Origin of the sequence: Streptomyces sp. NPDC056361, from assembly GCF_042262805.1 — a bacterium.
GTDB lineage: Bacteria > Actinomycetota > Actinomycetes > Streptomycetales > Streptomycetaceae > Streptomyces.
In genome coordinates this window covers 26,342-44,293 of record NZ_JBHJQI010000069.1, presented here as the reverse complement: position 1 = coordinate 44,293, position 17,952 = coordinate 26,342, and the positions used below count along the sequence as shown (strand labels likewise).

16 protein-coding genes and 3 pseudogenes are annotated in these 17,952 nt (G+C 67.5%); 3 read left to right on the top strand and 16 right to left on the bottom strand.

Going from position 1 to position 17,952, the window contains the following annotated elements; genetic code table 11:
* Positions 1 to 166: 166 nt before the first annotated feature.
* From ACFCY7_RS22735 to ACFCY7_RS22695, 9 genes are all read right to left on the bottom strand, one after another.
* Positions 167 to 598, bottom strand: a complete 432-nt coding sequence (locus ACFCY7_RS22735) for a hypothetical protein (protein WP_376487761.1) — start codon at positions 596 to 598, stop codon at positions 167 to 169.
* Between the two features lie 78 nt (positions 599 to 676).
* On the bottom strand, positions 677 to 2,443 hold the full coding sequence (locus ACFCY7_RS22730; protein WP_376487760.1) for a relaxase/mobilization nuclease domain-containing protein: 1,767 nt from the start codon (positions 2,441 to 2,443) through the stop codon (positions 677 to 679).
* Positions 2,443 to 3,087, bottom strand: coding sequence for a plasmid mobilization relaxosome protein MobC (mobC, locus tag ACFCY7_RS22725; protein ID WP_376487759.1), 645 nt, complete (start codon positions 3,085 to 3,087; stop codon positions 2,443 to 2,445). Before mobC ends, ACFCY7_RS22730 begins: the two co-directional genes overlap by 1 nt.
* A gap of 17 nt (positions 3,088 to 3,104) precedes the next feature.
* Positions 3,105 to 3,362 carry a hypothetical protein gene (locus tag ACFCY7_RS22720; protein WP_376487757.1) on the bottom strand — a complete coding sequence of 86 codons (258 nt, stop codon included), beginning with the start codon at positions 3,360 to 3,362 and terminating at the stop codon, positions 3,105 to 3,107.
* 58 nt (positions 3,363 to 3,420) lie between these two features.
* Positions 3,421 to 4,422 (bottom strand): DUF2637 domain-containing protein, encoded by a 1,002-nt coding sequence (locus tag ACFCY7_RS22715; protein ID WP_376487755.1) that lies wholly within the window; start codon positions 4,420 to 4,422, stop codon positions 3,421 to 3,423.
* Positions 4,422 to 4,988: a WhiB family transcriptional regulator gene (locus ACFCY7_RS22710; RefSeq protein ID WP_376487753.1), complete on the bottom strand. Its 567-nt coding sequence runs from the start codon at positions 4,986 to 4,988 to the stop codon at positions 4,422 to 4,424. Before ACFCY7_RS22710 ends, ACFCY7_RS22715 begins: the two co-directional genes overlap by 1 nt.
* A gap of 115 nt (positions 4,989 to 5,103) precedes the next feature.
* Positions 5,104 to 5,808, bottom strand: coding sequence for an ATP-binding protein (locus ACFCY7_RS22705; protein WP_376487751.1), 705 nt, complete (start codon positions 5,806 to 5,808; stop codon positions 5,104 to 5,106).
* Positions 5,808 to 6,827, bottom strand: a complete 1,020-nt coding sequence (locus ACFCY7_RS22700; protein ID WP_376487750.1) for a hypothetical protein — start codon at positions 6,825 to 6,827, stop codon at positions 5,808 to 5,810. Before ACFCY7_RS22700 ends, ACFCY7_RS22705 begins: the two co-directional genes overlap by 1 nt.
* A gap of 1 nt (position 6,828) precedes the next feature.
* On the bottom strand, positions 6,829 to 7,155 hold the full coding sequence (locus ACFCY7_RS22695; RefSeq protein ID WP_376487748.1) for a transcriptional regulator: 327 nt from the start codon (positions 7,153 to 7,155) through the stop codon (positions 6,829 to 6,831).
* Between the two features lie 551 nt (positions 7,156 to 7,706).
* Here ACFCY7_RS22695 and ACFCY7_RS22690 point away from each other — a divergent pair.
* Positions 7,707 to 8,579: a helix-turn-helix domain-containing protein gene (locus ACFCY7_RS22690; protein WP_376487747.1), complete on the top strand. Its 873-nt coding sequence runs from the start codon at positions 7,707 to 7,709 to the stop codon at positions 8,577 to 8,579.
* A gap of 227 nt (positions 8,580 to 8,806) precedes the next feature.
* Here ACFCY7_RS22690 and ACFCY7_RS22685 read toward each other — a convergent pair whose 3' ends face one another.
* The 4 genes from ACFCY7_RS22685 to ACFCY7_RS22670 all read right to left on the bottom strand — a co-directional run bounded on the left by ACFCY7_RS22685 (position 8,807) and on the right by ACFCY7_RS22670 (position 12,738).
* Positions 8,807 to 9,436, bottom strand: a complete 630-nt coding sequence (locus ACFCY7_RS22685; protein ID WP_376487746.1) for an HAD-IA family hydrolase — start codon at positions 9,434 to 9,436, stop codon at positions 8,807 to 8,809.
* Between the two features lie 249 nt (positions 9,437 to 9,685).
* Positions 9,686 to 10,855 carry a family 1 glycosylhydrolase gene (locus ACFCY7_RS22680; protein WP_376487745.1) on the bottom strand — a complete coding sequence of 390 codons (1,170 nt, stop codon included), beginning with the start codon at positions 10,853 to 10,855 and terminating at the stop codon, positions 9,686 to 9,688.
* A gap of 51 nt (positions 10,856 to 10,906) precedes the next feature.
* Positions 10,907 to 12,217, bottom strand: a complete 1,311-nt coding sequence (locus tag ACFCY7_RS22675) for an MAB_1171c family putative transporter (protein WP_376487743.1) — start codon at positions 12,215 to 12,217, stop codon at positions 10,907 to 10,909.
* Positions 12,217 to 12,738, bottom strand: a complete 522-nt coding sequence (locus tag ACFCY7_RS22670; protein WP_376487742.1) for a hypothetical protein — start codon at positions 12,736 to 12,738, stop codon at positions 12,217 to 12,219. The genes ACFCY7_RS22675 and ACFCY7_RS22670 overlap by 1 nt, the downstream gene beginning before the upstream one ends.
* Positions 12,739 to 13,362: 624 nt before the next feature.
* Here ACFCY7_RS22670 and ACFCY7_RS22665 point away from each other — a divergent pair.
* Both ACFCY7_RS22665 and ACFCY7_RS22660 read left to right on the top strand, forming a co-directional pair.
* Positions 13,363 to 13,827, top strand: a pseudogene (locus ACFCY7_RS22665) (IS630 family transposase); the annotation flags it as partial.
* 250 nt (positions 13,828 to 14,077) lie between these two features.
* Positions 14,078 to 15,703, top strand: a complete 1,626-nt coding sequence (locus ACFCY7_RS22660; RefSeq protein WP_376487741.1) for a hypothetical protein — start codon at positions 14,078 to 14,080, stop codon at positions 15,701 to 15,703.
* On the opposite strand, the pseudogene ACFCY7_RS22655 reads toward ACFCY7_RS22660, so the two are convergent.
* The 3 genes and pseudogenes from ACFCY7_RS22655 to ACFCY7_RS22645 all read right to left on the bottom strand — a co-directional run.
* A pseudogene (locus tag ACFCY7_RS22655) lies at positions 15,675 to 16,234 on the bottom strand (IS630 family transposase). The gene ACFCY7_RS22660 and the pseudogene ACFCY7_RS22655 sit on opposite strands and share 29 nt — an antisense overlap.
* Positions 16,235 to 16,288: 54 nt before the next feature.
* A complete protein-coding gene (locus tag ACFCY7_RS22650) occupies positions 16,289 to 16,897 on the bottom strand; it encodes a transposase (RefSeq protein WP_376487764.1) in 609 nt (202 codons plus the stop codon).
* Positions 16,818 to 17,920 (bottom strand): annotated as a pseudogene (locus tag ACFCY7_RS22645) (transposase); the annotation flags it as partial. The pseudogene ACFCY7_RS22645 and the gene ACFCY7_RS22650, both read right to left, overlap by 80 nt.
* Positions 17,921 to 17,952: the final 32 nt, after the last annotated feature.

The following is a 17,952-nucleotide window of genomic DNA, read 5'->3' as shown; positions in this document are numbered from 1 at the left end:
GCAGTAGAAGGTCCGCAATCTGAGCCCCACCCATCACACCTGAAAGCTGCCCAACAACCCCCAAAATAGCGACAGAGCCCGGAAAGTGAGCCAGAACCCGTTCTCGTGAACAAAGCCAACTTCTGACATGCCGGAGGCGCTCCTTGGCTTTTCGTACCTCGCTCACCTACTCCAGGTATGCGCCGGCGAAGACACCGTCGAAGCCGAGTGCGATGAGGCCCTGCTCGACGCTGGGGTAGGTCGTGCCCTGCGGGCTTCCGATCAGGGTGTCGAAGTCGGCGCGGCTGATCTCGGGTTCGGGCCATTGGCGGCTGCAGCGGCAGCGGACCCAGACGGTGCGGCCGTGGTTGATGAGCAGCCAGTCACGTTGGGCTCGGCAGGCCGAGCACCTGGTTGGGATGCCGCCGAGGGTCACCTCGCCGGGGTGGCCGAGGCAGCGTGTGGCGCTGGGGCCACTGGGCTGCTGCGTCTCGTATTCGAGTTGCAGCAGGGGGTTGGTGCCGGCGGGGAGGACGGGCAGCTCGGGTGCGGGCGCTGCGGTGTGGTCGTTGGTTCTGAGCACGAGCGTCATCTCCCGGTCGTGGGCTTTCTTTTTCATCCGTAACAGGCGGTGGAAGCCGCTGTCCAGGGCATTCATGGTCTCCGGCTGGCGGCTGACGAGGCTGTTGGAGTCCAGTCATCGGCGCGGCGGGCGATTGCGCGGGGAGGCGGGGCGAGCGGGCGCCGGGGGCGCCTTCTTGAGTTCGCTGGTGAGGTTGGTCGACGTCTTGGCGGTACGGCTGCCGGCCGACGTGCGGCGGGGAGCTTCGCCAGGGTGTGCGGGAAGGTGGGCGAGGCGGCGCAGGCGCCAGACCAGGACGTCGTTGACGTCCGCGGCGGTGTCGAGTTCGCGCATGTCAATGGCCTGCTGGAGGAGGGTCTCGGGGTCGTGTCCCGCTTCTTCGGCCTGGGCGAGGGTGGCGGCCAGAGCGTCGGTCGTTGCCGAAGCGCCGTCTGCTCGTGTGCCCTGTTCCGGCAGGGCTGTTCGGATGGTGGCCTCGTACTTCCGGCGTTCGGCCTCGGGCAGGGCACGGCCTTGCTCGTGGAGCGCTCGCATGGGGGTGGCGGCGGCTTGGTGGTAGGCGGTGCGGAGGTGTTCGGCGGTCTGTCGGGAGGCGTGGGCCTGCTGGGCGTGACCGCGAGCGGAGTGCCAGCGGGCGGCGGCGAGGGTGACCAGGACCAGGGTGGAGACGAGCATGGCGGTGGTGCCGCCGTCCTCGCCCCGGCCAAGCGCGCCGCCGGCCTGGATGATGCCTCGGGCGGCGGAGCGGATCGCCCGGTTGTCGGCGCGCTCGGCTCGGACGTGGCTGCGGGTCGCGCGTTCGAAGGTTCGGGCGGCGGCGGCCAGCTCGGCGCGGGTGGCGGCCGGGGAGGTCTGGGCGATGGCGTCCAGGAGCTCTCCGACGCCAACGAGTTGGGCGGCGGCTTCGTCGTCGTCGCGGTCAAGGAGGACGGCGGCCTGCTCGGCGGTGCCGGTGGCGCTGCGTCGGGCTCGGGCGGGCGGGGACCAGCCCGGCAGGCCCTTGGCAGCGGGGGGCGTTGCCTGGTCGACGGCGCCGTCGACCAGGCGCTGGCGGATCTTCGGGAGGGACAGGTCGGGGGCCAGCTTGGAGCCGGGGTACCAGATCGGTTCGCCGTGGCGGTTGCGGTCGCCGGGGAGTGCGACGTTGTAACCGAGGGCGTCGCCGGAGGGAGCGGTCCGCGTCTTCACGCGGAGGCCCGCATCGCGGAGGCGGGTGAAGAACTCCCCTTCGGTGGCGGCGCCGGCGAGGGCCTGACGGACGGCTTCGCGGAGGGTCTCACGTGGGGCTTCGGTCCGTCCGGTGCGCTCGGCCTTGAAGCGTTCGGCGCTGGTGGGGGTCTTGGCTCCGGTGCCGTCGCCGGGCTTGAGTCGGCGCAGGCCCATCTCCTTCTCGATGCGGCGGCATTCGGCCTGGGCCTTTTTGAAGTCGTAGTTCATCCGGGGGCGGCGCAGGTCTCCTCGGACCATGGTGGCCAGGATGTGGATGTGGTTGTCGGCGTGGCGTACGGCGACCCAGCGGCAGCCGTCCGGGTCGTCTTCGGGGGCGAGGTTGACGGCGTGGACCAGGCGGCGGGCGACGGTGTTCCACTCGGCGTCGGTCAGGGTCCGGTCGCCGGGGTCGGTTCGGACCGAGCAGTGCCAGACGTGTTCGGTCGGGGCCTTGTCGCCGGCCTGTTTGACGCGCAGGTCGAGTGCGGCGGCGAGGCGGGCGAGGGTGACCTTCGGGTCGGGGTCGGGGCTGGTGTCGCGTCCGGGGTCGGGGGCGAAGCCGTCCCAGCTCCCGACGAGGTGGGGGTCGATGTGCTCGTCGCGTTTGCCGGGGCCGTACAGGTAGACGAGCAGGCCGTGGGTCCGGGAGCCGCGCCGGATCTTGGGGACCATCAGCTTCGCCTCCTCACCAGGACGTCGGCTGCGTCGTCGACGCGGGCCATGAGCCGGGTCAGGGCCGTGAGGGCGAGGCCGAGTTCGCCGGGGCGGGGCTGTCCGCCAGCGTTGTGGACGTAGGCGATCTGGTTGATGTTGTTGCCGATCCGGGCCAGGGCGGTGCGCAAGGCGGCCAGCTCGTCGATGGCGGTGTCGATTTGTTCGTTGGTGTGCAGGACGGTCGAACCGCGGGCGGCTGCGAGGCCGGCGGCGGCAAGGAATCGGGCGACGGTGACGTTGCGCTGCGCGGCGGCGGCAGCGATCTCGGCCTTCTCGGTGTCGGAGAGACGGGTAGTCGTCTTACGGGTGCGCTCGCTCGGGTTGCGGCTGCGGCGGCGCGGCTTGCGGTCGGGGAAGGCGGACGTGCTCGAGCTCGGCTGCTCGCGGTCGGCGGTGTCGTCTGCTTCTCCCCCAGTGACCGGCGCCCCCTGGTGCCGGGTGCCCGGCTGGTCCCCGTGCGCCCTCGCTCGGGGACCAGCCGGGCTTCCGTCGCCCTCCGGGGCGGGGGCAAGTGCGTGCGACGGGCCGTAGGACCGTCGTATGCGACAACTTGCTCCGCCGGGAGCCGACGTGGAGTCACGCTGCTCTCCAGCCGTGGTCATCGCCGGGTCGTCGGTGGTCACCGGCTCGTCTCGGGGTTCTGCTGCTGGATTTCTCGGACGAGTTCCTCGATCCAGTCCATGGCGAAGACCGGGTGGTGGAGGGTCCAGGGACGACCGTGCTGCTCGCGATGCACGATCCAGGTGCCGTCGGGGCCAGACTGGGCGTGGCGGAGGCGGCCGCGCTGGTGCAGGACGGTCAGCCAGGAGTCGACCTCGGCGGGGGTGGCCGGGTGGGTGCGCACGGGGGGGGCGTTCTCCGCTTCGTTCGAGGGCATGCGGGTGTGGTGTCCGGGAGCGGGTGACCGGCTCGGTCACCCGCTCCCGGCTGTCCGGTCAGTTCCGGGCAGAAGTGACCGGCTGACCGTACTGCTCGCGGAGCTGGACCATCAGGGCGGTCAGGGTGTCACTGGACAGGGGGATCTGCTGACCGCGGATCGCCTGGGCGACCACCTTGCGGGTCAGCTTGTCCTCGGCCCTGACCGCTGACCGGGCGATCTGCAGCAGCTCCTCGGTGTCCGGGTCGGACCGCCGGGCACCCGATGTCCGAGCTTCCCGGTCAGTGACCGGGAAGCCGGTGACCGGCGGCTCGGTGTTCGACTGTCCGGGCTGGTCAGAGCCCTTGTCCGGGTGACCGGGGTGACCGGTGACCGGCGGCGGAGTGACCGGAAGGCCGGTGAACAGGTCACCGCTGTCCGCGGGGGCGCTGTCCCCGGTCGGCGGCTGGGGCACGGGTGTCCACTTGTCCGGGGACAGCGGCGGTCGGCCGGCCGGGTCAGTGGCCGGCAGCCCGGACTGCGGTCGCTGACCGACTCGGTCGGCCCGGGTGACCTCGATGCCGTCGGGCCGGTCGCCCTGACCGAGGTCACCGGTCTGACCGAGGTCCTCGTGGTCACCGTCATTGACCGGCTTTCGGGCAATGAGGATGTAGAGGTGGACGGCACCGGCCAGGGCGAGCGGGGCGATGGTGGACAGCACCGCGACCACCGCGTCGCCGAGCCGGAGCCCGATGTCGGCGACCGCTTGCTCGTTGAGGCGCACCGCATGGAGTGCGTTGGCCCAGATGCTGGCGGCGGTAGCCGTGCCGAAGAGCGTCCAGACGTAGAGCCGAGCGCGCAGGGGTGCGTCGCGGAGGACGAGGAGAGCTCGGATGCCGTAGGCGATGAACCCATCGATCACCAGCGGAAAGAGGTAGGTCAGGAAGCCTCGGATGTGGATGGCGACGGCCATCTGTTGGAGGGCGTCGTACGACAGGGCGCAGCCCGCGCCGCCCAGGGCGATGACGGCCGCTCGGTCCCAGCCGGATATGTGCGCCGTCTTCGGCGCGGCCGTAGCCATCACGCCGCTGTCCCGAAGTCGTCGCGGCCCAGGTGCTCGCCGCTGGCCTCCGATGGCGTGGTGGTCGTCTCGGGCTGGTTCAGTTCTCGGTGGCTCAGGGCGTGGCGGTGTTCGCGGTAGAGCTTCTGGGCGTGTTCCTCGGTGATCTTCAGGAGCCAGGCGAGGCGCTGTTCGGTCACTCCGTGGCGGTAGGCGGCGCGGATGACCGCCCGGCGCTCGGCCTTGGTGAGGTGGACGTCGCGTCCGGCGATGGTGTCGTTGACGCGACTGTAGTCAAGGCGGTGGGCAATCCTCTCGTGCAGGGGCTCGCGCTCCTCCTCGGTCAGTCCGCCTCGGATGCCGTCGGTGTCGTTGCCTTCCAGGGCGGCGTCCAGGCAGGTGCGGCGGACCGGGCACTGGCGGCACAGCGCCTTCGCGGTGGTGATCTTGTCGGTCTCGTCGGGGGCCGGGAAGAAGGTCTCGGGGTCCACCGGGTTGTACTCGGTGCTCTGGCAGACGGCATCGGCCTGCCAGGTGTGGTCGCCGAGCGACCGGTGGCGGGCAGGGCGGATCGTCGTGCTGGTCATGCGGGGTACTCCGATCGCTCTCCGCGCGCAAAGGCGTCGGCGGAGAGGTGCGCTGGGTCGGGGAAGTGCTCGGGCGGCGCGCAGGGGGCGCGGCCCGGTGTGGTGGCCTGGGAGGTCAGGCTGCGAGGCGGTGCCGTCTGCGGTCGACCTGCTCGAACGTGACCTGGGTGGTCATCTGTGCGAGCCGAGAGGTGACACGGTCACCGAGGTGGGCCCGGAGGTCCCTGATCGCGAGGTTGGTGGTGATCAGGGTCGGAAGCTCGTAGTTGTAGCGGCGGTTGATCAGCCGGTACGTCACTTCCTCGGTCCAGTCGCTGGCCTTGGCCGCGCCGAGGTCGTCGATGATCAGCAGGGGGCAGCGGCTGATGGCGGCCAGATCCCGCTCGCTGTCGACGCCAGGCCGGGGCCGGAGGCCGGCGTACAGGTCGGCGGCGGTGGTCGCGCGCCAGCGCACGCCGACCCCGCTCTGCACCAGCCGCCGGACAGCGCCGTACGCCTGGTGCGTCTTGCCCGCGCCGACGACGCCGGCCATCAGCAGGCTGGGTCCGGTGGTGACCTGCCGCCTGGCTCCCTGGTTGGGGGCGACGGCGGCCTCGGCGACGGTCCGGACCCAGGCCAGGACCTCGGGGTGGTCGGCGACGGCGGCCCGGTAGCGCGGGGGCATCCCGGCCGACAGTGCCTCTAGCGGGGAGAAGGACTCAGACCCCTCGGCCGATGCCGCGGCAGTGGCGGGATGGATGTTGCGGGCGGCCAGGATTCGAGCCATCCGGTCCAGGGTGCCCTCGCCAAGGGTCTGCGGTTCGCGGTGACGGGTGCGCATCACAGCTCCTCGGCGTAGGCGGCAGCGGCGTTGGTCGGGTTCGTCCATGCCAGGTGGGCGGGCACGCTAGGCCGGATTACCGGCCGCGCCAAACCGCCGGAGCCTGCGTTCATGGCTTCGTTGACCATGCTGGTCAACACGCTCGGGTGCTTGGGGTTGGCCGCGAAATTCGCCAGCCCGGCCCGGATGTGCTCCGGGGCAATGCCTTCGCCCAGGAGCTTCTTGGTGATCCGGCCGAGGTGTCCGATCACGTCGCTGGGCGGGCGCTCGTCGCAGGCAGCGACGTACTCGCCAACGAGCTGGTTGGCCGAGGCCCCGGCTGCGGGCGCCGTGCGCCCCGTAGGGACAAGGGATCCAGGATCCAAGATCCTAGATCCAGGCGCCGACCCCTCCTCGAGGCTTCGGGGAAGGTTCGGGGAGTCCCCGGCAAATGCTTTCTGACCTGCGCTTTTCACTTCTGCACGCTGGCGGGAGCCGATGATGTCATCGAAGGCGTCCTGTCGGGCGGCTGAGGTATCGGCCGCGTGCTCGAAAGGGATCTCGGCCAATGGCGCGACCGGATCGAGGATTCGGGGAGTGTTCGGCGAAACCTCAGCGACTCCTCGGAAAACCGTGGTCGAGTCCTCGGTCCGCTTGGTGCAGGTGCCCTTGCAGGGGGCGCACCGGGCGGCAGCCTGGTGCTGCGGGCAGGAGGGCAGGCGCGACTGGCTTGGCTTGTCGATCTTTTGGTGCTCGGACCAGGTCACGATGTGGAGGTAGCGGCGGCCGTCGCAGCCGGTATACCGGCAAACAAGACCGGCGGTCGCGAGCTGGTGAAGGTCGTCCTCGACGTGGACCGAGGTGTGCTCGGCACGGAGGGGCCAGAGAAGCCCGGCGATGATCGCGGCGTTGTCACGGTGGCGGCCGTGGTCGTCGCACTGCGTGAGGAGCCCGAAGAAGGTTCGCTCGGCCTCGACGCTCACTTCGGCGAGCGACTCGGAGACGAATGCCTCCGGCTTGATGGTTCGGATCCGTGCCATGTCAGCGGCCCCGCCCGACGGCGACCAGGTCACTGCGGGTGAGGCTGGCGGCAGCGAGGTCGAGATCCTGCGGCCGGGACCAGTCCGCCTCCGGCCAGACCCACAGGATCCAGCGGGCGGCGACGCTGACGGTCGTACGATTCGGCTCCAGGGATTTCCCGGACTCGTTCATGACGATGGTGTGCAGGTGGGGCCACCTCTGCCTCGGGTCGTTGATGCTGACCCGGATGGTTGCCGCGCCCGGGATCATGTCGGCAAGCTGGGCCGTGAGGTGGTGCTGGCGGCTGGTGTCCGGGCATGCCGGGATTCCGCTCGGCATGGCGAGCATGCGATACTCCGTTGTTCGTAGGAGCGCGGTGTGGCGGTTCTCGTGCAAGAAGCCCCGCCGACCGCGTGATGCGTATGGGCACCTCTCGGGGTGCTGGCCCGGCGCTTGGGAGCCGCTAACTCCCGGGCGCCGGTTTTCGTTGTCGAGCCACGTCACTGACCGTGCGCTCGCCTTCGTTTCACCTCTTCTCTGGTCGACCTCGCCCCAGGCGGCTGCCCGGCGGGGGACGACGAACATACGTAGACACCTGCAGCCAGTCCATCCCCTACTCGTGGCAGGTCGCGCAGGGCCCGCGACGGCCTGTGTCGAGGAAGGTGCTCCCGCGATCGGTCGGCAACGACTGGGTACCGAATCCGGCGGCGCGTTGCACAGGTGACCACGCCAACGCAACATGCATAGGGGTCCCAAGAGGCTGGCACCATAGAGCCGGAGCCCGACCACCAGGTGCGATACGGAAACGTACGTCAGTTGCGCCGATGTATCAAGCCTGCACTAGAGTTGCCCTAGAGGGCGCCCCCCACCGGCCCGATAGCCACCCCGCAGGAGTTCATGTGCCACGTCAATTCGACGGCAGCCGCGTCCGTGCTGTCCGGCGAGGCAAAGACCTCCACCAGCGGGAACTGGCCGAGATGGTGGGTGTCAGCGCCCCCACAGTCGCGAGATGGGAGAGCGGCCAGGACTTCCCCAAGGGCGAGAAGCTCCCCGTGATTGCGGCAGCGCTCAGCCAGCCGATCGATGCCCTTTTCCCCCACGACGGCCCAGCGGACCTGCAGCTCTTGCGTTGCGACGCTGGCCTCAGCGTGGCGCAGGCCGCTGCGGTCATCGGCACGAGCCGCGTGCCGGTGAGCAACGCCGAATCTGGCCGACGCCGGCTCAGCGACGCTTACGTGCAGCCGCTCGCGCGGGCATATGCGGTGACCGAGCAGGAGCTCCTGGACGCCCAGGACTACTCGTTCGGCGTTCGCCCCAGGGCCTCGCGTGACGAGCAAACGTCCGCACCCCGCATGGTCGGAGAGAAGATCACTTATCTCCTACGGTACGGGTATGTCGGCCAGGAAGCGCCCTCTGATGAACAAATCGCGCGGCTCGTCAATGAGCATGCGGGCGTGGAGACCGTCACCGCCGGCGACATCACCGCCCTTCGCACGGGTGCCACAACCGAGGCTTCCGACCTAGTACGTGGCGGCCTAGCCCATGCCCTCCAGGTCGACGCGGCACTCTTCCAGGACGATGCCGAGGTCGCCCCTGAGGCCCGCGAATTCCTGGAGGCTCTCCGCTTCCTCGGCTCGATTCACGGCGGGCAGATCCTTGGCCTGGCTGCCCGCGGCAACAGTAGAGGTCTGTCTGCCGAGATGATGGCCCACATCAACGGGCTCGTCGGAGAGCTGAAGCACCGGCTGCCCGAGGTGCAGGACGGGGAGTGACGCCGGCGGCGAGCTCTCCTCGCAGGTTTGGGCGGCTGAGGCGTTTCCGCTTCTGCCGACTTGGTCTCCGATGCGAGCCATCGACCGCGCGCGGACCAGGCCGGTGCGAGCTCCTCGCCGCCGCGTCAGTGACGAAAGCGAAAGGACTACGGCGATCCCCCTTGCTGGGGTATCGCCGTAGTCCTTGGTATCGAGACCGGCCGGACCGTCGAGCGGCCCACTCTGGGCTATGGCGCCGTAAGGTCCACGCCGAGCAGCTCGGAGAGAGTGGCCACCGTCTGCTGAGGGGCCTCGTTGTGCACCCCCGCGAGGCCGAGCTGCTCCGCCGCCCGCACGTAAGCCTCGGTGTCGTCTACGAAGACGCACTCCTCAGCCGGCAGGTCCATGAGCTTGAGCGTGATCTCGAAGAGCTCGGGGTCAGGCTTGCGCAGCATGTGCTGCTCGGAGATGACCACGACGTCGTACAGCCGCTCAAGCTCGTAACCGTCGTACAGATTCCAAGGCGTCAAGCCCACGGAGTTCGAGAGGATGCCCACCTTGATCCCGGCTCGCCTCGCTGCGGCAGCCGCGTTGATCATCAGCGGCTCAGGACGCAGATCACCGAAGATCCGCCCCATCAAGCCGTCCGGGGAAACGCCCAGCTTCTTGCCCGCGATGGTGTTCCACTCTGTCTGGCTGACCACACCACGCTCAAGATCGCTGGTGAGTCGGACGCCCTCTTCATCCTGGTACAGCGCGGAGATACAGGCACCGGGCGGGAGCCCCTCACGCTGCTCGAAGGCGAGCACAACAGGTAGCAGGGGGGTGGTGAGAACGCCTCCGAAATCGAGTATGAGGCCGGCGCGGCGGTGGGACATGCGGGAACTCCATTGCTGAGATTTCGAACGCCCATCCAGACGGGACAGCGTCACGGACCCGGCTACGTGTGGCGACGGCACGTCTGTGCGCCTGCCAGGGTCCACTTACGGGGGCGGAGCCAAACATCTACTCAGTCCGCATGTCCCACGGTACCAGCCGAGCGCCTGCACCCTTTCCCACCCAATTAAGATCAATCGAGTACACATCACTGGTTTGAAGTGACGACCAATGTTTGGCGGACGCGTAGATCATCCGCGGATGATGGACTGAATGACGTGTGCGCTCGGTCGCGGGACACGGTTGCGGTCGAACAATCCGAAGGGGACGGTGAACCCTTCGATCCACTCGTAATTGTCCACGCCAGTCCAGAAGTGGACTCCAGCGATATCCATTCCGGCAGCGATGGCGTTGCGCACCTGACCCAGGGCGGCCGGCAGATATGCAGCTCGCGCGATGTCGTCGTCGCCGCCGTAGCCGATCTCGGACACAAGGAGTCTCTTACCCGGGAGCTCTGAGTTCAGCCTGTCGAGAACTTCCCCGAGGCCAGGTGCCCAGGAAACGTAACCCTGCGGCCCCGCGGCATTCCCTGCGGGGTAGGGGAGGAATTCTCCCGAGGCATTTACCGCTGCCGAAAAATAGTAGCTGAATCCGTACTGATCGAAGGCGTTTTCATACCGGGGCGTCCGGGCAAATCTCAGCCACGAATCCCAAATGACGGCGTCCACGAGAGCGGTCACCGCCATCGCGTCTTCACTCTCGTCCGCCGGATGCAGTGAGATTAGGGCCTCATTGGTGGAGGTAAGCTTTCCGGTTTGACGCAGCCGGAGCGCAGCCTCGAAGTCCGCCTTATGAACGGCATGAAGTGCCCTAAGGAACTCGTCCTGCGAGGAGCGCCCGGGAGGAAACGTCCCCCGAAGGTACGCCTTCTCTGCGTACCCTGTTGGATTATTGACAGGCATCCAGCCGTCTACCAGGTCACCAAACACCTCGGCGACGTAGTCCACGTGCCGGGCCCACAGATCAGCAGCCTGCGGCGAGAGGAAACCACCCTCAGCTGCGAACCAGGCCGGCAAGGATGTGTGCAGGAGACACACCCACATGTTTAGCCCGCTTCGGCGGCCTGCCTGAAGGATTTCCTGGTACTGCTCGACTGCCTGCCGGCTTCGATGGCCCGGCTGCGGCTCCAGCCGTGCCCAGTCCAAAGACATTCGATAGTCACTGAACCCCCAGTCGGACAGGAGGCGGAAATCTGATGCGTACAGCGTGTCAAAGTCGTTGCCCGAGCCACTGAGTGGAGCTTTGCCACCCTGCTCCCACTCCCACCAGTTATCTGCTGGCGTCGCCCCCTGGCTCTGGGTGGCCGAGCTTGCCGTTCCCCAAGCGAAGCCGCGGGGGAAGCTGTCAGGTCCGAGGGTCATTCGCACTCCTGGCGGGCACTTGCTAATCAAACACGCATTCAACCGAATCGATCAGTTGTAGCGATCGCATGCTCCTTGAAGGGGCTGAATGCACAGCGGGGCAGCGCTCGCTGGGAACGTACCACCGCTTGATGATTGCGCTACCGATTCACCTTGAGCGTGTTCGAGGACTTCCTCAGCACGGGAGGCGGGGACGCCCAAGTAGATCTTGCACACCCTAGTCAGCCAGGCAGCTTCACTGTCCGTGTCCACGAAAGGCTTCGCTTGCAGGGGCCTGACAGGACGGCTGGAGGGCTGCTGAGTGGCCACGGCCCGAAGGGCGGCCGCGATCCAGTACGCCTCTGCCGCCGGCTCGGGATCGCCGTGCGCTACGGTCACCTCCTCCGCGACATACCGCAGGTCGTCGGGGGCGTAGTACCGCATCTTCTCGTAGGCATCGGCGATGTCCTGGGTCCACCTGTCCACGCGGACATCGCTCGGGGCGTGCCTATGAAGGAGCTCGCGGAAACGGGAACCCGGTGGGTACAGGCTGGTCCCGGGAAACGCCGTCATCAAGTCGAACCAAAGCGGGTAGAGCCGGTACAGAGTGCGCCATCTCCTCCACCGGGAGGCCGCCGCCCTGGTGGTAGGGATGCTCACACCCACTGCCACAAGCAGGAACAGCACGTTCATCCAAATCGCCGAGGCTTGAACGACTTGGTCAACCACGGAGGGGGCCAACGGGTGAACCACCGCCACCCACATCAGCGCGATGCGGGACGCTGTGTAGACCAGTCCCATCCACATCGCGATCGCCATGAGCAGCAGGCCGATCCGCATGAGAGCCATCTCGGCCTCCCGCATCGCCCGCGTCCACTGATAGCCACAGACGGCAGTGGTGACGAGCGGGAAGAAATAGAAGACGCTCATATAGAGAGCGGCCCCCCACTCTCCCGCGTGATCAAGTACGAAGTCGGTGCTCGGCGTGTCCCGGTCGACCACGGTGAAGAACAAGATGATCAGTAGGGCCATGCCTACCGCGCCAGCCCGGTAGGCGACGCGTGCGATCCAACGCGAGACGGCAACGTGACGAGGCACAACCGGCGCCGAACTTTTGCCGTAGCTGGTGGATACGTAGGTCAAGGCTGCCATGATGGCCATACCGCTGAAGAAATGCCTAAGCAGTGCATTCAAATCGACGACAGGGAGTCGCGTCATCGAAGTGATTGCTACAGATGTGCTCAGCCACAGGGCAACAGCGAATCCGGCATAGCCACCCCATAGAGCCCGGCGATGGGCGTCACCGTACCGGACCGCTGGAAAACGCCATACAGAGATGATGGTCATCGCCACTGCGGTGAAGTACTCAATGAACTGAAGCACTACGTCTCGCTCCGTCGAGGCGGGGCTACGGGGTGAGAGAGCGAGGATTCCAAGAGGCTGACCATGTCGTCTCCGGAAAATGGCTGCTGCCGCGCCATGCGCTTGATCAAGGAAGCTGACAATTCAGCCTGCTTTTCCTCGGGACTGTCGTAGTTGACCCGCCCTTGGACTATCGCATTGGGGAACCGTCGCAGAACATCTTCGCGGACATTTTTCGGTACATACTGTGCAACCTCTGCAGGAGTCAAAGAGGTTCCGTGGTCCAGCCATTCGTGCGCGAGTTCGTGAAGGATAATATGCTCGGTCTGATTGCGGCTCGAACGGCGCCGGTAAAGAACGACCGTGAACTCCGATGCTTTGACGCGAAGGCCACATGCTGAACCTAGCCCCCCGTTGAGATCATCCAGCGGCACCAGTCGGATCTGACGCCCCCGTGCAATCTCCATACTTCGCGCCAGCGCCTCGGCACTAAAGGGGGTGGGGATCGGGAGATCGGCGAGCAGCCTCTCGCATTCCTTCACGAATGCGCGCCGTGATGTCTCTCTACGCCAACGCATGGTGCTCCATTGAAATGCCACTGAGATGTTCGCTGCCAGCCCCATCCCGATAGTTACGCTCGGGACGCTATTAGCGAGGAGCTTGCGTTGGTGGGCGTGCGGTGATCGATTGGCACGCCCTGCCTGCTGATCATACAGGCGGAAAGTGTGATCTATGCGGAGTGGACGTGTTGTGAAGGTCACCAAAGCGCGACAGGCTCATGACCTGGATTCCAAGATCGAAATTGAGCAACGGCCACGCCAATCGATCTTTATACACGCTTCTGAGGCTAGTTCACTTCCGAAGGCACAGCAGCGGTCCGCACCGTAGACGTCATTTGGGTTACTACTCGTAGTCCCATCCCCGGCCGGTCTGGCGATACTGCTCGACGGGGATGGGTGCGACGCCGGTCCGCATCAGTGCCGCGTAGAGCAGGTCGTCGACCTCGCGGTGGATCAGCCGGGCGAGCCGGCGCTCGTATTGATCCGAAACGCTTGGGGTTCGAGGCCGCTGCAGTGGTGTGAGCGATCTGGTGGGGGGACGGGCGGCGTCTGTCGCCGTCGGGGCAGCGTTGCGGCTGCGGTCAGTGGCCGTGCTGGTGAAGGGCCGTGACCGTGCAGAGGTTGCGGCGGTGTTCAGGGTCCTGGCCGGCGATCCGCGCGAAGGTGAAGGTCGAGGGCGGAGAGGCTCTGTTCGCCGACCAAGTCGGCATCCGCTCCGACCAGGTCAGCGGCCGCACCTGGGGCGAGCGAGGCCGCACCCCGATCGTCCGGCGGACCGGGAACCTGATCTCCGTGAACACGATGTCGACGATCGACACGAAGGGCCGCAAGCCCTTCATGGTGTTCACCGGGAGCTTCGACGCAAGCGTGGTGTGCCGGTTCCTTGAGCGCTTCGCCGACCACTCCGACCGCAAGATCCACCTCGTGGTGGACCGGCACTCGGCCCACCGGTCCCGCACGGTCCGCGACTGGCTGGTCGATCACGCCGACCGGATCGAGCCGCACTTCCTGCCGTCGTACTCGCCCGAGCTGAACCCTGACGAATTCGTCAACACCGAACTCAAACGGAGCCTCCCAAACAGTGGCAAAGCGCGTACCCAGACCCAACTCGCCAGCCAAACCAGGCGGTTCTCCCACTGCCGCCGGCACCAGCCCCACCTCGTCCGCGGCTATCTCCACGACCCACATGTCCGCTACATCCTTGAAGAGAACCCTTTTGGGCTTCTGGTCCATACGGATAGTGTTCGGCTGACTCCGGGCCTGCCGTCCGAACGACAGCTGTGCATCCGGCCGCCGGACGCTCGTGTGAAGGAGACCCACGTTGTCGCACCTCGGTCTTGCCCGCCCGCTCTCCCTGGCCATGGTGGCGGCGCTCGCACTCGGCGCCTGCGGCCCGAAGTCGAGCGGCACGGAGGGAAAGCCGGCCAAGTACGGCCCGGTCGTCGTCGACGGGATCGTGGACCTTCCGGCGCTGCAGCACCTGGTCGACACCGAACGAGCGCGCTCGCATGAGCAGCAGGAAGCCGAGCTCGCCAGGCTCGACGACATCCTCGAGCGGAAGCTCTGGACCGATTCGGGCTTGGAATCGGCGCTCGGCGGACCCGCAGCCGCCGACGCCGCGTTCGCCGCGCACGGCAAGGCCCTCACCAACAAGGCGCGGGCGATCGGCGAGCAGCCGATCGTGATAACGCCGGCGGCTTACGTCGCGAACCCTTCGGGTCCGACCATCGGGCAGGGCATGTTCGGCGGCATCCTCGTCGCCACCCTCGGCGCCGACGGCATCGTGTCCGCCTCGAACGACCTCAAGGACGGTGAGCGCGCTTCCGCGGACCCGACCAGGGAGACCAAGGTCTCGGGCTCACTCGAGCACATGGATCTGGCCATAGACGCCACGCACGAGTCGGGTGGCGTGACCACCAAGCTGACCGTGAAGGTCGGGGTCAGCCCGTGCCCCGACGCGAGCGGTCGCTTCGAGGCGAGCGCCAAGGTCGACATCGCCGTGACGAAAACGGGTGGCAGCACCGGCCAGAAGGGCACCCTGGACATCGCGATCACCGGCCAGGTCGATGACGACGCCAAGCTGGAGTCCACCGACGCCGAGTACCGCATGCAGTGGGCCGACTTCGCGAACAGCAAGGGCAGCTTCGTGGATGTCTCCGGCGCGATCGGCGGCGCGAAGGCGCGATCCGCGACCCTCGACCGCAGCGGCGGCAAGCAGAACACCTCCCTGTACGTAGACGCGGTTACCCTCGCTGCGCTCTACACCGTGGTGGTCAAGAGCCAGGTCGGCGAGGCGGCCGAGAAGGGCTGGCAGTCGGGCCGTTGCGTGATCCTCAAGTCTTCCGCCTCGCCGGGGCCGAAGGGCATGAAGCCCGGCGCATCCTCGACGATCAACGCCGCGCCGCGCAGCAGGATCGACGGCAGGCCCGTCGGCGGGTCGGTCAAGGCGACCCTCACCGCAGGTGGTGCCTCGGTCAAGCCCGACGGCAGCAAGGTGAAGGCCGATGCGACCTTCACCTACACCGCACCGAACGCCCCTGACAAGAGCGGGACGGTGTCCCTCGAGGCCAGGTCGCGACGCGGTGTCGCCAAGGCAAGCATCGACTTCAACACGAAGCGCGGGGCGTATGTCGCCAGCGGAGGCAACGCGGTGAAGGTCTCCGGCACCGTCGCCGACCTCACTGCACCGTTCTCCTTGCCGGGACAGGGCAAGGGCTTCACGGTCGTCTACTCGTACACCCCCACCAGCAGCACCGGCGGCACCTACACCTACACCGGCTCGGGAGGCGGTGTGTCGATGGCGGGCTCGGGCACCTACCAGATCACGGGCAGCGACCCCGTGCTCACCCTGAAGCAGAACGCCCACGGCTGCGTGAACCTGCCCGGCGGCTGCAGCAGCACCGCCAACGTGATCACCCTCACCAGAACCGGGACTGAGGGATATTGATCAGAGACTCATGGGGTTCTCGTCCAGGACGTAGCGGACGTGCGGGCCGCGGACGATGTGCGGCTGGCGCTGGCGTCTGCGGAAGAAGCGACGTGTCTCCGCGGCGAGTTCGGCCTGATCGCGGGCTCGGTGCTGCTTGGGCAGGCCGTGTTCGAGGTCGGCGTTGACCAGCTCGTCGGGGTTTCAGCTCGGGCGAGTACGGGGGCAGGTAGTGCAGCTCGATGGCGTCGGGGTGGGCGGCGAGCCAGGCCCGGACCTTCCTTGAACGGTGGGCGGAGTGTCCGTCGACGACGAGGTGGACCTTGTGGTCGAAGTGGCCGGCGAGCCGGTCCAGGAAGCAGCACATCACCTCGGCGGTGAAGCTCTCGGTGAAGATCATGAAGTGCATCCGGCCCTTGTGCTGATCGCCGACATCGCGTTCACCGAAAACCGGTTCTCGCTCCGCCGCACCACGGGTGTCCTGCCCTTCTCGCCCCAGGTGCGGCCGGTGACCTGGTCGGAGCGGACGCCGACCTGGTCGGCGAAGAGGATCTCACCACCCTCGGCCCTCGCCTTCGCGCGGATCTTCGACCACGTCTCCCGGTGTCAGAGAGCCACGGCCCGCTTGGCGGGGCGCTGAAAGGACAGCCCCCAGCGTTTCAGGTACTTGCCCGCCCCCGGTTCGGTCAGCCGCAGCCGGTACAGCTTCGCGATCAGCTCGCCCATCAGCCGCCGCATCCACAACTGACCGGAAAGCCCCACGTCACAGGGCCAGTGATCGAGGACCGCCTGCCGCACGGCGGCCTGTTCGGCCTCCCCGAGCACCTGGTGCACCCCGACCGGTGGCCGCCGGCGGCGGTACTCGGCCTGCCAGCCGGGGTCGGTGGCGGCTTGCTCGCGGGCGGCTTTGAGGAGGTCGTACTTGGCGTGGACGCTGAAGACGCGTCCGGTCTTGGAGCGGGTGCAGCGGTGTTTGAGCGGGCAGGTGGCGCACAGTTTCTTGAACTGGGCCTGGCGTGTGCCCTTCGCGTCGGGCCTTCCCAGGCGGGTGGTGTGTCCGGCGGGGCAGGTGACCTGGCCGCCAGCGGTGTCGACGGTGAAGTCGTCGGCGTGACCCGCCGAGGATGGCGGGTTTGAGCGGGGGCGGCTTGAGGACCAGGTCGTGGCCTTGAGCCTGGAGGCGTTCGCGCAGGTCACCGGTGCCGTAGGCGGCATCGCCCAACGCGGTGACCGCAGTGTCCTCGTCAGCGAAGAGATCCTGGGCGACGGCGGCCTCATGGTTGTCGGCCCTGCTGCCGGCGGTCAGAGCGACCTCGGTGAACAGCCCGGTCTCGGGTTCGAAGGCCACGTGGGCGCGGAAGCCCTCCTGGTGGCGGGTGCGGTTCTTGTGGATGTGCCTCGCCTCGGGATCGACCGTGGACACCGTGCGGTCATGCACCGTTCCCCGGGCGATCCGCCAACGCCCGTCACGGCCGTCGGAGTCCTCGGCGGGTTCGACGTCCTGACCTGCGACCAGGGCCAGGATGCCGACCGCGTTCGCGGCCTTCTCACCCAGCTGCTGCTCGGGCAGATGGCCCAGCAGCCTGAGTGCGTCACCGACCAGGGCGTCGACCAGCGCGGCCCGTGCTCCGGGGTCGTTCCAGGCGATGGAAGGCTTGCCCGGATCGGTGTAGTCGTGGGCGGTGCACTGCACCGCTGCCACCTCGCAAGCTGTGGGGACTTCCCTGATCACCGCCCGGATCGCGGCGATGATCTGGGTGACGGTGTCCTGAGTGGCAACTGCGTCGTCCAAAACGGTGGAGTCCAGCGCACGCCGGTGCTTGCCTTTGAGGACACGGTGGCCTTCACGACCTCGCGGACCGCCTCGAAGACCCGGTTCGGGCGGGCGGAGCGGGCCAGTCGGCGGCGGAAGTAGGCCAGCAGCGACGGGTTGAACGCCATGTCGTGTAGGCCGAGCCTGCAGGCGGCCTTCCACCGCAGGTCACACCGTAATTCTTGGACCGTCTCGAAGCCCGAGAGCCCGTACAGGGCCTGCAATGTGATCGCCGCGGCCAGGATCTGCGGCGGCATGCTCGGCCGTTCGTTCCCGGACGGATACATGTCCGCGAACGTCACCGCCGGGAACAGCCCGCCGCGATGCTCGGCCAGAAACGCGAACACACTCCCTGCCGGGATCAACTCCCGGCATGTGACCCACACATCCGGCCCGATCGTCTCCCCGAACCACTCCCCTTGCACCACGAGAACGAGCCTGACCCCGCCGCTGACAC

Coding starts and splice junctions, on each gene's coding strand:
- ACFCY7_RS22700 (WP_376487750.1), bottom strand. CDS start 6,827: ATGGCACGGATCCGAACCATCAAGCCGGAGGCATTCGTCTCCGAGTCG.
- mobC (WP_376487759.1), bottom strand. CDS start 3,087: ATGACCACGGCTGGAGAGCAGCGTGACTCCACGTCGGCTCCCGGCGGA.
- ACFCY7_RS22650 (WP_376487764.1), bottom strand. CDS start 16,897: ATGCCGCCTACGGCACCGGTGACCTGCGCGAACGCCTCCAGGCTCAAG.
- ACFCY7_RS22685 (WP_376487746.1), bottom strand. CDS start 9,436: ATGTCCCACCGCCGCGCCGGCCTCATACTCGATTTCGGAGGCGTTCTC.
- ACFCY7_RS22735 (WP_376487761.1), bottom strand. CDS start 598: ATGAAAAAGAAAGCCCACGACCGGGAGATGACGCTCGTGCTCAGAACC.
- ACFCY7_RS22710 (WP_376487753.1), bottom strand. CDS start 4,988: ATGACCAGCACGACGATCCGCCCTGCCCGCCACCGGTCGCTCGGCGAC.
- ACFCY7_RS22720 (WP_376487757.1), bottom strand. CDS start 3,362: ATGCCCTCGAACGAAGCGGAGAACGCCCCCCCCGTGCGCACCCACCCG.
- ACFCY7_RS22730 (WP_376487760.1), bottom strand. CDS start 2,443: ATGGTCCCCAAGATCCGGCGCGGCTCCCGGACCCACGGCCTGCTCGTC.
- ACFCY7_RS22680 (WP_376487745.1), bottom strand. CDS start 10,855: ATGACCCTCGGACCTGACAGCTTCCCCCGCGGCTTCGCTTGGGGAACG.
- ACFCY7_RS22715 (WP_376487755.1), bottom strand. CDS start 4,422: ATGGCTACGGCCGCGCCGAAGACGGCGCACATATCCGGCTGGGACCGA.
- ACFCY7_RS22695 (WP_376487748.1), bottom strand. CDS start 7,155: ATGCTCGCCATGCCGAGCGGAATCCCGGCATGCCCGGACACCAGCCGC.
- ACFCY7_RS22705 (WP_376487751.1), bottom strand. CDS start 5,808: ATGCGCACCCGTCACCGCGAACCGCAGACCCTTGGCGAGGGCACCCTG.